Origin of the sequence: Saccharothrix sp. CCNWYY140, assembly GCF_037401995.1 — a bacterium.
Lineage (GTDB): Bacteria > Actinomycetota > Actinomycetes > Mycobacteriales > Pseudonocardiaceae > Actinosynnema.
The window spans coordinates 1-12,968 of record NZ_JBBEGC010000050.1 but is presented as its reverse complement, the minus strand read 5'-3'; the positions used below and the strand labels follow the sequence as shown (position 1 = coordinate 12,968).

Annotated in this window: 8 protein-coding genes; 4 read left to right on the top strand and 4 right to left on the bottom strand. The window is 72.5% G+C overall.

The window, feature by feature from the left end; genetic code table 11:
* Positions 1–379: 379 nt before the first annotated feature.
* Entirely contained in the window at positions 380–1,720 is a 1,341-nt protein-coding gene (locus WBN91_RS21785) for an endo-1,4-beta-xylanase (protein ID WP_337725985.1), read from the bottom strand.
* Between the two features lie 464 nt (positions 1,721–2,184).
* Here WBN91_RS21785 and WBN91_RS21780 point away from each other — a divergent pair, with 464 nt between their 5' ends.
* Both WBN91_RS21780 and WBN91_RS21775 read left to right on the top strand, forming a co-directional pair.
* Complete coding sequence (locus tag WBN91_RS21780) at positions 2,185–6,636, top strand: nSTAND1 domain-containing NTPase (RefSeq protein ID WP_337725986.1); 4,452 nt, start codon at positions 2,185–2,187, stop codon at positions 6,634–6,636.
* Positions 6,624–7,490 carry a hypothetical protein gene (locus WBN91_RS21775; protein WP_337725987.1) on the top strand — a complete coding sequence of 289 codons (867 nt, stop codon included), beginning with the start codon at positions 6,624–6,626 and terminating at the stop codon, positions 7,488–7,490. The genes WBN91_RS21780 and WBN91_RS21775 overlap by 13 nt, the downstream gene beginning before the upstream one ends.
* A 205-nt stretch (positions 7,491–7,695) precedes the next feature.
* Here the strand turns inward: WBN91_RS21775 and WBN91_RS21770 are convergent, their stop codons facing one another.
* The 3 genes from WBN91_RS21770 to WBN91_RS21760 all read right to left on the bottom strand — a co-directional run bounded on the left by WBN91_RS21770 (position 7,696) and on the right by WBN91_RS21760 (position 11,158).
* Positions 7,696–9,492: a trypsin-like peptidase domain-containing protein gene (locus WBN91_RS21770; RefSeq protein ID WP_337725988.1), complete on the bottom strand. Its 1,797-nt coding sequence runs from the start codon at positions 9,490–9,492 to the stop codon at positions 7,696–7,698.
* Complete coding sequence (locus WBN91_RS21765) at positions 9,492–10,136, bottom strand: hypothetical protein (RefSeq protein ID WP_337725989.1); 645 nt, start codon at positions 10,134–10,136, stop codon at positions 9,492–9,494. The genes WBN91_RS21770 and WBN91_RS21765 overlap by 1 nt, the downstream gene beginning before the upstream one ends.
* Positions 10,137–10,246: 110 nt before the next feature.
* Complete coding sequence (locus WBN91_RS21760) at positions 10,247–11,158, bottom strand: LysR substrate-binding domain-containing protein (protein ID WP_337725990.1); 912 nt, start codon at positions 11,156–11,158, stop codon at positions 10,247–10,249.
* A 74-nt stretch (positions 11,159–11,232) separates the two neighbouring features.
* Between WBN91_RS21760 and WBN91_RS21755 the strand changes: the two genes are divergently transcribed.
* Both WBN91_RS21755 and WBN91_RS21750 read left to right on the top strand, forming a co-directional pair.
* Positions 11,233–12,135, top strand: a complete 903-nt coding sequence (locus tag WBN91_RS21755; RefSeq protein ID WP_337725991.1) for a DMT family transporter — start codon at positions 11,233–11,235, stop codon at positions 12,133–12,135.
* Positions 12,136–12,232: 97 nt separating this feature from the next.
* A complete protein-coding gene (locus WBN91_RS21750; RefSeq protein ID WP_337725992.1) occupies positions 12,233–12,808 on the top strand; it encodes a dihydrofolate reductase family protein in 576 nt (191 codons plus the stop codon).
* Positions 12,809–12,968 lie beyond the last annotated feature (160 nt).

The following is a 12,968-nucleotide window of genomic DNA, read 5'->3' as shown; positions in this document are numbered from 1 at the left end:
GCGCTGCGGAGGGGCGCTGCGGAGGGGCGCTGCGGGAGGCGGGAGGGGTGCGGCAGGACGGGCGCAGGAGAAAGCGCGGCAGGGAAGCGGCCCGGGGAGGCGCGGGTGCCGCGTGGGCAGATGACGCGGCGGGGGAGTTAGTGGCGCGGGTGCTGCGTGGGCCGGGTGCGACGGCGGCGAAGGGCCGGGGTCCGAGCGCGGCTGGCGTGGGAGTGCGGCTGGCGTGGGAGTGCGGGCGGGGTGGCAGCGTAGGTGTTTGCGTGGGGTTGGCGTGGCCTCCGGCCCCCGTCTCCATTGTCCCACGGGGGACCGACAAATCTAGGCGGGCGAAGGTGGGCCGGGATGCCCAAGGGGAGGAGGGCATCCCGGCCCGGTTCACTCAGGAAGCGGTGCAGGTCGGGTTGGGGGTGCCGATGGTGCCGGTGCCCTGGAAGCCGAATTCCGTGTACTGGCCGGCTGCCACGCTGCCGTTGTAGGCGACGTTGGACCACTGGTCGCCGCTGCGCTGGACGTTCCACGAGTTGGTCACCGTCGAACCGGACGGCAGGCCCAGCGTGACGGTCCAGCCCCGGATCGCCGTCGCGCCGGCCGTGACCCTGACCGTCACCACGTAGCCGCCGTTCCACGCGTTCACCGACGTGGTCGCGGTGCAGCCGCTGGGGATCGGGTCACCGGAAGTCGTAGTGGTCGTGGTCGGGCCGACGCTGTTCAGGGCGTTCAGGACGGAGGTGTACGCGGGCTTCTTGTTGCCCGAGCCGTCGAACAGCAGCGGGGTGCCGGACGAGCGCCACGAGTCGGTGTCGCGGATGCCCCACACCGTGATGCCGGTGCACCGGGTGACGGCCAGGCAGGCCTTGGTCACGCGCTCGTAGTTGGCCGCCTGCGTGGAACCGGAGCCTTCGATGTCGAGTTCGGTGATCTGGACGTCGACGCCGAGGTTGGCGAAGTTCTGGAGGGTGGTCTGGTAGTTGGAGGGCACCGGGCTCTGCGGGTTGAAGTGGGACTGGAGGCCGACGCAGTCGATGGGGACGCCGCGGGACTTGAAGTCCTGGACCATGCGGTAGACGGCCTGGGTCTTGGCGTGGGTCCAGTCGTCGGTGTTGTAGTCGTTGTAGCAGAGCTTCGCGGCCGGGTCGGCTGCTCGCGCCGCGCGGAAGGCGGCTTCGATCCAGTCGTTGCCGGTGCGCTGGAGGTTGGAGTTGCGGCGGGCGCCGGAGGAGCCGTCCTCGAAGGCCTCGTTCACCACGTCCCAGGCGTAGATCTTGCCCTTGTAGTAGTCCGCGACCCGGGTGACGTGGTTGAGCAGCGCCGACCGCAGCGCGGAACCCTCCAGGCGCGTCATCCACGCCGGCTGCTGGGAGTGCCACGCCAGCGTGTGGCCGCGCACCCGCATGCCCTGCGCCAGCGCGTGGTTGACGATCCGGTCGGCGCTGCCGAAGGTGAACTGGTTCTGGCTCGGCTCGGTCGCGTCGATCTTCATCTCGTTCTCGGCCGTGACCATGTTGAACTCGCGGTTCAGGATGCCCACGTACGTCGAGTCGCTCAGCTTGAACCCGGCCACGGCCGTGCCGAAGTAGCGACCCGACTGGGCCGCGGACGCGCCGAGCGTGGTCGCGGCGTTCGCGGAGGTCGCCACGAGCGCGGCGGCGCTGAGCGCGACGGTGGTGAGCACCGTCGACACCAACGCGGCGCGCGACACTGACCTCGATGTCAGCTTCATGTTTTGGCACCTTCTGGGGAGCACTGGGGACAGTCGTCTCGTTCCAGGCCTGAAACTTTTAGCAGTATTGACCGAAACAGATAGCGCCGGCAAGCGCCTAATGAGACACACTTCCGGCCCTGACCAGGCGAACAAGCAGGTCGGGCCAATCGAAATGTTTCGAAAGCTATTCGACGAATTCCCCGTGTTTGCGCCGGAACGGCCAATCGTCGATACGCCGACAGGCTTTACGCCGCGAGGCGTTCGGTGGCGTGCGACGCGGTCGCCACCGCGTCCCGGACGCCCCGGGACCATCCACAGAGGACAGACGAGCGCATGCCGGCCAGGGCCGGATCCCGGCCCCGCGACCCCTCAGGAGAAGATCTCCCACGCGGGGACCGGCGCGCGCCCGGATGGCGTAGGAACCCGAGGGGGCGTCGGGGGATCTCAGTAGGGTGGACCGATCGCGAGATGGGGGAGTGGCGGTGACCGACGAGGCCGACTTCGGGCCGTACCGGATCCTGGGCATGCTCGGCCAAGGCGGCATGGGTGTGGTGTACCGGGCGCACGACACGGTGAACGACCGGGTCGTGGCGCTCAAGAAGCTGCCCGCCTCGGTGGCCGACCCCGAGTTCCGCGCCCGGTTCCAGCGCGAGGCGCGGCTGGCGGCGTCGCTGAGCCACCCGAACATCGTCCCCGTGCACGACTTCGGGGAGATCGACGGCCAGCTCTACCTGGACATGCTGCTAGTCGACGGCACCGACCTGCGGCGCATGATGGGCCAGGGCCAGGTGGACCCCGACCGCGCGCTGGCGGTGCTGCGCCAGGTCGCCCGCGCCCTGGACGCCGCCCACGAGGCCGGGCTGGTGCACCGGGACGTCAAGCCCTCCAACATCCTCGTCGACGGCTCCGGCCGCGCCTACCTCGCCGACTTCGGCATCGCCCGCGAGACCTCGGCGGACGCGACCGTGCTGACCCAGTCCGGCGACCTGATCGGCTCGTGGGACTACATGGCCCCCGAACGGCTGTCCCGCAGCGACGTCGACGGCCGCTCCGACCAGTACTCCCTGGCCTGCGTGCTGTTCGAGTGCCTGACCGGCCGCCTGCCCTACCCGGCGGTGGACATGGCGGCCAAGGTCGCGGGCCACCTGCTCCAGCCGCCGCCCGCGCCCTCGGTGTTCCTGCCGACCATCACCCCCGCGCTGGACCAGGTGGTGCTGCGCGGCCTGGCCAAGGACCCCGCCCGCCGCTTCCCGTCGGCCACGGCCCTGATCACCGCCGCCGAGGCCGCCTCCTACTCCGGCGGCACGGTCCGCTCCGCGAACCCGACCCTGCCCGGCCCGTCCAAGGAACGCGACCAGGGCCGCCTGGTGCGGGCGATCATGCGGGCCCAGGAGCGCAAGCCCGGCACCCGCCGGATGCCCTACAGCAGCAAGCCCGTCTGCCCCTACCCCGGCCTGTCCGGGTTCGACCGCGCCGACGCCGCCCTGTTCCACGGCCGCGACCACGTGGTCACCGACCTGCTGGTGCGGCTGGCCGAGCAGCTCGACGGCGGCGAGCCGGTGGTGGTGGTCGGCGCGTCCGGCTCGGGCAAGTCCTCGGTGCTGCGCGCCGGCCTGCTGACCGCGCTGGCCGGCGGCGACGGCCCCGACCTCGCCGACTGGCCCCAGATCGTGCTCACCCCCGGCCCGGACCCGATCCGCGGCCTGGCCACGGCGATGGCCGCGCACTCCGCGCTGGACGCCGAGGAGTGGGTGCGGGTGATCCGCCAGACGCCCGCCAAGTTCGGCGAGACGTGCGCGCGCTCGGTCGGCGAGACCGCGACCCGGCCGGTGATCCTGGTCGACCAGTTCGAGGAGCTGTTCACCTACGGCGCGCCCGAGGCCGACCGGATCGCCTACGCCACCGCCCTGACCTCCGCGAGCCCGGCCATCGTCGTGCTCGCCGTCCGCGCCGACCTGGTCGACCGCTGCATCGAGCTGGCGCCCCTGCGCCCAGCCCTGCAAGCGCCGATCGTGCTCGGCCCGATGGACGCCACCGAGCTGCGCCAGGCCATCGTCGTGCCGGCCCGGGACGCGGGCCTGGAGGTCGAGGCCGGCTTACCGGAACGGCTCATCGCCGACCTGGGCGTGCGCGGCGAGATCGGCTACGACCCCGGCGCCCTGCCCCGGCTCGCGCACGCCCTGCGCGAGACGTGGAACCACCGCGAGGGCAACATGCTCACCCTCGCCGCCTACCGCCGGGCGGGCGGCATCGACGGCGCGGTCGCGCGCACCGCCGACGAGATCCACGACCGCCTCGACCCGCTGGGCCGGACCCTGCTGCGCACCACCTTGCTGCGCATGGTCACGGTGTTCGACGACGGCACCGCCGTGCGCCGCCGCGTGGACCCGCGCGAACTGCCCGCCCCGGTCATCCTCGACCAGCTGATCAGCGCCCGCCTGGTCACCGTGGACGGCACCGGCGCCCGCCTGAGCCACGAGGCGCTGCTGTCCGCGTGGCCCCGGCTGCGCGGCTGGATCGACGAGGACCGCGCCGGCCTGATCCAGCACCGCCGGTTCACCGACGCGGTGCGGGTGTGGCTGGAGTCCGGGCAGCACGCCGACGACTTGTACCGGGGCGTGCGGCTGGCCTCGCTGACCGCGTGGCTGGACTCCGCGCGCGACCGCGTCCGGCTGCAACCGGCCGAGCAGGAGTTCCTGGCCCGCTCCACCGCCGCCGAGCAGGCCGGTCAGCTCGCCGCCCGCAGGCGGACCCGGCGGCTGCGCACCCTGGTCGCCGCGCTGAGCGTGCTGCTGCTGGTCGCGGCGGGCGCGATCGTCGTGGCCACCAACCTCGGGCAGGACGCCCGCGCCCAGCGCGACCGGGCGGAGGAGTCCGGGCAGCTCAACCTGTCCCGCCAACTGGCCGCCGAAGCCGCCCTGGCCCGCGGCGTGGACCCCCGGCGCAGCGCGCTGTCCGCGCTGGGCTCCTGGCAGGCGGGCGAGACCGTGGAGAGCCGCAGCGCCCTGCTCAGCGTCGCCGTGGACGGCTACCGGGGCCGGATGACCGGCCACAAGGGCGTGATCTCCGCCGTGTCGGTGTCCGGTGACGGCAAGGTCCTGGCCAGCGGCGACAACGAGGGTTCGCTGCGCCTGTGGGACGTGGAGAAGCGCGAGCAGATCGCCGAGCTGGACGGCGGTGGCGGCTGGTTCCGCACGGTGTCCATGAGCGCGGACGGCAAGCTGCTGGCCACCGCCAACACGGAGAAGAAGACCGTCTCGCTGTGGGACGTGGAGAAGCGGGAGAAGGTCCGCGACGTCCCCGGTGAGGGCATCGACACCGTGCTGTCCCGCGACGGCACCCAGGTCGTCACGTTCAACGACCGCGGCCTGGTCGTCTACGACACCCGGAACTTCGCCGAACGCGCCGTGGTGCCGATCACCTCCCCCTCGATCTTCATGGCGATGAGCCCGGACAAGAGCCTCCTGGCGTTGACCGACCGCCACAACGTGCAGATCCGCCGCATCGCGGACGGGGCGACCGTCGCGACGCTGACCGGCCACACCGACAACGTCCAGGCGATGGCGTTCGACCCGGCCGGTCCCACCCTGGCCAGCGCCTCGACCGACGGCACGGTCCGCCTGTGGGACACGAACACCTGGACCGCGCGCGACACCCTCTCCTCACCCGAGGGCGGCCTGACCTCGGTCGGCTTCAGCGCCAACGGCAACGCGATCGTCGCCAGCGGCAACGGCACCAGCGTCTACTCGTGGGACCCGAGCAGCCTCGTCCTGGTGGCCCGGCTCGCGACCCGGTCGGTGACCACGTTCGGCATCACCGTCTCCGCCGACGGCCACACCATGATCGGCGGCGACTCCTCGGGCGAGATCACCGTGTGGCAGCTCGGGCAGACCGTGATGGGCGACCGGCACGGCTCGGCGATCGGCGTCGCCATCCACCCCGACGACAAGCTCATGGCCACCACCGACGGCGCCGGGTTCCTGGAGCTGTGGGACACCACCACCGGCGACCTGGTCAAGCGGGTCAAGGCGCACGAGGGCGCGGCCTACGACGTCGACTTCACCCCGGACGGCAAGGAACTCGCCACCTCCGGCGAGGACGGCGCGGTCGTCGTGTGGCGGGTCTCCGACGTGGTCGAGCAGCGGCGGTTCAGCAGGCCCGGCACGGTCATGGCCAGCATGCGCTACAGCCCGGACGGCAAGCAGATCGCCGTCGCCGGCCGCTCGCCCGCGACCTCCACCGAGGACCGCGACGAGATCCTGCTGCTGCGCGCCGCGGACCTGTCGCTGTCGCCGCAACGCCGCTCGACCCGCGGCGAACCGCGCAACGACGAGGGCAGGGTGCTGTTCAACAACCACCCCACCGGCATCGCGTTCAGCCCGGACGGCAAGACCCTGGCCGTGCCGCTGTCGGCGGGCAAGGTGGGCCTGTGGAACCTGGTCGACCCGGGCGCGGAGCTCACGATCCTGCCCGGCCACGACGGCATCGCCATCGACTCCGACTTCAGCCCGGACGGCGCCCTGCTGGCCACCGGCGGCTCCGACCGGGTCGTGAAGCTGTGGCGGGTGCGCGACGGTCAGCTCGTCGGTGAGCTGACCGGCAGCGACTCGACCATCCGGCGGGTGGCGTTCAGCCCGGACGGCAAGTCGCTGGCCACCGCCAGCCAGGACACCGTGGTGCGCCTGTGGAACGTCGAGGACCGGCGGTTCCTGGCCCGCCTGGACCGGCACGAGGACCAGTTGAACGACCTGGAGTTCGACAGCGGGGGGAAGCGGTTGGCCAGCGTCGGCGCGGACGGCGTCGCCCGGGTGTTCCACCTCGACCCGGCGCACGGCACCGAGGTGCTGTGCGGGTTGCTGGACCGCGAGACGCTGGCCGACGAGTGGAACGCGCTGGGCCCGGACCGGGGGAAGGCGCCGACGTGCCCGGAGTGAACGGCGTGCCCGAAGGGGTCGAAGGCGTCACCATGCCCACGGTCGTCGTGCGGGCGGCCGGTGTCGGCGCGGTCGTGCTGCGGCCCGGCGAGTCGCTGGTGTTCGGCCGGGCGCCCGTCGTGGGCCGACCCGCGCCCGGCCGGGTGTCGCTGACCCTGCCCGACTGCGCGCCGCACGTGTCGCGGCTGGTCGGGGAACTGGTCGTGGGCACCGACACCGTGGCGCTGCACTGGCTGGGCGCGGGCGAGGCCCAGCTGTCCAGCCTGTTCGACGCGCCCGGCGGCGCAAGGCGGGTCATCCTGGCCCGGTCGATGTCCGCGCTGCTGGACCGGGGCGAAAACCAGTTGGTGCTCCTGCTGGGCCGCCAGGGACCGCTCGGCTTCACCGACCTCGTGCTCAACATCGACGTCTCGGCGTCGGAGACCACCTCCGAGCTCGACGCGCCGGAGGGCGAGGTCACCGGCAAGGGGCCGAGCCTGCAACGCGGCAGCCGCGACTGGTACGTGGCGCTGGCGCTGTGCGAGCCGTGGCTGGCGGGCAAGGACGACTACCCGCGCCCGCCGTCGAACAAGGAGATCTACGAACGCGTCCTGCACTGGCACGGCTACGCCTGGAACCTGCACCGGCCGCAGCGCGTGGACGACGCCATCCGGGCCATCTCGGCGGTCGCGTTCGGGGTCGCCGACGACCCCTACCTCGCCCCGCACGAGGGCCGGTTGCAGAACGTCCGGTTCGCCGTGGCGCGGCGGGCGGCGGAGACCCGCCTGGTCACCGCGGCGGACCTGCACGAGGTCGAACGGGCCGCCCGGAACCGGAAACTTCCACCCCCGGCACCCGGAACGCACGGCACGTAGTCCTGCTCAGACGTGGTGGGCCGTTGTGGTCCACCACTGTCGAGAAAGGACTGTCATGTCGCAACCGGTGGAGCGGGCGAGGAAGAGCGGCGCGACCATCGCGCTGCTCGTGCTGTTGACGCTGGCGAACGTGTTCGTGCTCATGGCCGGCCTCGTCGGGTGGGTCGACGAGGCCGAGCACGGCGGTGACTGGGACGACGGCGCGCTACCGGCCTTCGCGTTCGCCACCCTCATGAGCCTGGTCGCCCTCGTGGGGCTGGTCGGCGCCTGGATGACCCGCAGGTGGGGTCCCCGGCTGTACCTGGTCGCGGCCGGCATCGGCCTGGTCGTCGGGCTGGTCCTGGCCGGTGGGGACGTGTCGCCGTTCAGTTTCCTCGGCATCGGCCTGGCCGTGGTGCTGTGGTTGACCGCCGAGACCAACTGGTAGGACGTCGTGCCTGGTCACCTTGTCGGTGGTGGCTTCGGAGGCGGGGACGCCCGGCGCGAACCCGCCTCCTGGCGTCGCCGGCTGCGGCGACTGCTGCGGCGGGGACAGCCCGGGTCCCGAGGCGAACCCACCGGCCGGCGTCGCCGGGGCGAACCCGCCGCCGGGCGTGCCCTGGCCGGGCGTTGCCGGGTTGGGCGTTGCCGGGTTGGGCGCGCCGAACCCGCCGCCGGGTGTCACCGGGAACCCTTGGGGCGCCACCGGAATCCCGCCGCTGGGCGTTCCGCCGCTCGGGGTCGGCGTGAAGGCGGGAGCCGGTGCAGCCGCCGCCAGGCGCTTGCGGCGGGTCAGCAGGACGGCGGTGCCCGCGGTGGCCGTCGCGACGGCGATCCCCGCGCACAGGAAGGCGAACACGATCAGCAGCGTGGGCGCGCTGCCGGGCTTGCCGCCCTTGTCCGCCGCCAGCTTCCGGTACTCGGAGGCCTGCTGGTGGCCCGGCGACCCGGCGAGCACGGCGTCGAAGTACTCGACCGCCGCGTCGTAGTCGCCCTCGAAGTACTTGTCCAGCCCGGTGCGGTAGTCCTGGTCGTGGTCGCCGAGGGCGGCGGTGATCTCCTTGCCCTTCAACACGTCCGCGAGGGTCTGGGCGGAGGCGGCGAGGTTGAACGACTGCGTCTCGCCCGGCGAGCCCTGGCTGACCAGGCCGACGATCCCGCCGTCCATGTCCACCACCGGCCCGCCGCTCATGCCGTGCGTGGCGGCGGCGCTGAACTCGTAGAACGGCCGCCCCTGCTGGGTGCGCCGCGCGGAGATCTGGCCGTTCTTGCTGCTGGGCTCCAGGCTCGGGTCCACCGCGTCGCTGGTCGAACCGGGGTAGCCGATGGCCAGGATCGGCGTGCCGACCGGCGTCTGGTCGTCGCGGATCGGCACGGCGGGCAGGTGCTCGCGGGGCACCTTCAGCACGGCGATGTCGCCGTCCTCGGGCGCGACCAGGTCCACGACGGTGGCCGGCGCGATGTCGCGCACCTGCTCGGACCCCTTGACCTCCGCGCGTTCCACCTGGATCGCCCGCTCGACCGGGCTGTCCGGCGACGCGCCCTCGGCCTGGCCGTGCTCGGCGAGGTCCCGCTCCGCCTTGGCCTGGTCCTTGACCCGGCCGACCTTGGTCAGGTCCGCGACCGCCGCCGCGATCAGCGCGCCGCCGCCGCCCAGCGGTCCGGTGTGGACGCAGTGGCTGGCGGTCGCGATGTGCCCGTCGGACGTGACGATCGCGCCGGTGCACGCGGTCTTGACCTCGTAGCCCGCCGAGCCGCCGAACACCTCGCCGGTGCGCTTGTCCCGCACCCAGCCGTGCCAGGTGACGGAGATGTAGACGATCCCGGGCCGCGCCAACGCCGCCGCCCGCTCCTCGGGGCTCGACGGGGCCGCCGCCGCTGCGAGGTTCGGCGCCAGGGCGAGGAAGGCCGCGCCCAGCAGGACCACCGCGCGGCGCGTGGTCCGGCCACCCCCGCCGAGCGGGGTCGTCGCGCGGTGCGTGGTCCGAGCACTCCCGCCGAGCGGGGTCGTCGCGCGGCGCATCACCCGTACACCCCCGCCCCGTCGATGCGGACCCACACCGAGCGGTAGCCGTTGGCGGCGTTCTGCTCGGTGAACTGGTTGCCCTGGCAGGTGTAGTCGTCGACCTCGTTGACGTCCGCCTTGACCTCCTGCGGCGTGGTGCCGATGAGGCCGCGCTGGTCGTAGGAGTCGTACTTCACCGTGGTCTTGGTGCGGGCGAGGTAGGTGACCTGCTTGTCGTTGGCGGTCCAGGTGAACTCGGTGGCGCCGTTGCCCACCAGCCGCAGCTCGTTGCCCTGGTAGTTGCCGACCAGCGTCCAGTTCTCCTGGTACTCCGTCGCGGTGCCGTCCGGCCGGAACTCGTACCGGCGGCCCCCTCCGCTGAACGGGATGCGGTCGGCGTCGGTGTAGAACTTCAGCATCAGGCTGTCCTCGACCGTGCGCCACGTGCCGACGATGCACATCGGCAGGCCGGGCGCGCGGGTCGACGACGTGCGCGGGGTGGGGGAGGGGCGTTCGCCCACCGCGACCGGGTCACCCCCGGCGGGTCCGCCGTCGGCGAGGGCCACGGCCGTCAACGCGGACGCGCCGAGCAGCGCGCAGGCGGCGACGGAGAACAGGACGACGACGGCGGGTCTTCCTGGCGGCCGGGGGGAGTCGCTCACGCGCTCATCGTATTGATCTCACCGGCCCGAAGGATGCGGAACGTACCGGAAGTTTCCGCCCGCCGCGCGCCGATGGCCCGTACGGCGCAACGGATTCTGGGCTGCGCTGCTCAAGTCAGGTGCTGGAAGCGTTCCGACGCGACGGTCAGCGCGTCCACGCACGCCCGGATCGCGCCGCGCTGGTCGTCCTCGGACCGGGTGACCGCGTAGATCGTCCGGTTGAGCGCCGGCCGGGTGGCGACGACCCGCACCCCGTCGGGCACCGAGTCCCGGCCCAGCCTCGGCACGACCGCCGCGCCCACGTTGCCGGCGACCAGTGCCAGCTGGGTCGGGTAGTTGCCGATGGTGCAGCTGATCCGGGCGTTCACGCCGTGCCGCCGCAGGACGTGGGTGAGCCAGTCCAGGCAGCCCGACCCGGCGCTCCAGCCGATCCACGGCACGTCGTCCACCTCGGCCAGGTCAACGGTCTTGCGGTGCGCCAGCCGGTGGGACGCGGGCAGCACCAGGTCCGCCACGTCGTGCAGCAGGGTCGTGCGGGACGTCGTGGCGGGCACCGCGACCGGCCGGTGCTCCCAGCTCTCCAGCACGGCCACGTCCAACGCGCCCTCGACCACCCGCGGCAGCGTCTCCTCGGCCTCGCCCTCCTCCAGCGTGACCTCCAGCCCGGGGTGCCGGTCGCGCAGCAGCGCCAGCGCGGGTGGCAGCAGGGCGTGCACGGTGGTGGGGATAGCGCCGACCCGGACCGTGCCGGTGACGTCGTCGCGCAGCAGCTCCAGGTCCGTGCGCGCCTGCTCGACCTGGGCGAGGATGCGCTCGGCGTGCCGGGCCAGGACGTGCCCGGCGGTGGTCAGCCGGACGCTGCGGCCGTGCGGCTCCAGCAGCCGCTGCCCGGCCTCCCGTTCCAGCTTCGCCAGCTGCTGCGACACCCCCGAGGGCGTCACGTGCAACGCGACCGCCGCCGCCGCGACCGTGCCGTGCGTGGCCACCGCGTGCAGCGCCCGCATCCGCTCCAACCCGAACACGAAAGCGATGCTACCGATTTCCGCTCACGAACCTTCGCTTGTCCTTGACAGTCGCGCGGGCGAGGCTGGGCACCGTGACCACGACCGAAGCCCGCCCCGCCGAGGCGCGCCTTGCGCCGACGCGAGTCCACCCGGCCCTGCTGGCCGCCGCGGGCAGCTTCTGCATCGCCCTGTCGTCGGTGTTCATCAAGGTGTCCGGCACCACCGGGAGCACCAGCGCGTTCTGGCGGTGCCTGATCTCGCTGCCCGTCCTGCTGGTGCTGGTGTGGTTCGAACGCCGGCGTGGCACGGCCCGTCGCCGGATCGCGCTGCCGTTGCTGGCGGGTGTCGGGCTGGGCGTGGACTTCGTGCTGTGGGGCGACGCGATCGCGCTGGTCGGCGCGGGCGTGGCGACGGTGATCCTGTCCATCCAGGTGGTGATCGTGCCCGTGGTGGCGTTTCTCGTTTTCGGGGAGCGTCCGTCGGGCCGGTTCGTCGTGGCGGTCCCGGTGCTGCTGGCCGGCATCGTGCTGGCGGGTGGCCTGGCCGGCACGCCCGCGTTCGGCCCGGACCCGGTGTTGGGCGCGGTCCTCGCCCTGGGCGCGGGCGTCGGCTACGCCGCGTACCTCCTGCTGATCCGCCACAGCGCCGGCCCTGGCGCCCGCGAGCACACGTTGATGCTCGCCACGGTGTCGGCGGGTGCCGTGGCGGCGGCCCTGGGCGTGCCCACCGACCGCTTGGACCTCACCCCCGGTTGGCCCGCGCTGGGTTGGCTGGCGGCGCTGGCGCTGGTCGGCCAGGTCGTCGGGTGGATGCTCATCTCGACCGCCCTGCCGAGGATGTCGAGCTCGACCGGGGCGACCCTGATGCTCCTCCAGCCGGTGGCGGCGATCCTGCTGGGCATCGCGCTGCTGTCGGAGCGTCCCAGCGTGCTGCAACTGGCGGGCTGTGCGATCGTCCTGACCTCGGTGGCGTTCGTCGGCAAGGCACGCCGATGATCATGTGGCAGCCGTCACAGTGCAAGCTGTCGATCCAGACGGTGCTCGTTCGACGCACCAGACGAGAGCACCCGAGATCGACCTGAAGGAGCACCCGATGCGCACCCTGATCACCACCGCTTTCGTCTCCCTCGACGGCGTCGTCGAGGCCCCCGGTGGCGAGCCGGGCTACCGCAACTCCGGCTGGACCTTCCAGGACATCGACTTCGACCCGGCCGCATACGAGCTCAAGAGCCGCGAACAGGACGAAGCCGCCGCCATGATGATGGGCCGCGTGAGCTACGAGGCGTTCTCACCGGTGTGGCCGACCATGACCGAGGAGTTCCCGCGCTACAACGCCATGCCCAAGTACGTCGTCTCCACCACGCTCACCGAGGGTGACCTGGTCTCCAACTGGGGCGAAACGACGATCCTGCGCTCCCTGGACGAGGTCGCCGCACTGAAGGAGGGTGAAGGTGGCCCGATCATCGTCCACGGCAGCGCCACCCTCAACCGAGCCCTGTCCGACGCGGGCTTGATCGACCGGTACAACCTGCTGGTGTTCCCGGTGCTGCTGGGGGCGGGGAAGCGGCTGTTCAGCGGGGCGGACAAGGACAAGCAAAGCCTGAAGGTGATCGAGTCGGAGACGTACGGCAACGGCATCCAGAAGTTGGTCTACGACGTCGTGCGGTGATGCCGTTCAGTCGACAGGCACCCTGACGACGTCACCGGAGTGGATAGCGTCCGGCCGCCGGCCGCCAGCCGCCGGCCGTCAGGTGCTACGCGCCGAAGGCGCGAGCCGAAGCGGCTAGCGCCCACGGGAAGGGCCTCGGTTTCTTTCCCCGTCCGGCCTG

Coding starts and splice junctions, on each gene's coding strand:
- WBN91_RS21770 (WP_337725988.1), bottom strand. CDS start 9,492: ATGCGCCGCGCGACGACCCCGCTCGGCGGGAGTGCTCGGACCACGCAC.
- WBN91_RS21750 (WP_337725992.1), top strand. CDS start 12,233: ATGCGCACCCTGATCACCACCGCTTTCGTCTCCCTCGACGGCGTCGTC.
- WBN91_RS21785 (WP_337725985.1), bottom strand. CDS start 1,720: ATGAAGCTGACATCGAGGTCAGTGTCGCGCGCCGCGTTGGTGTCGACG.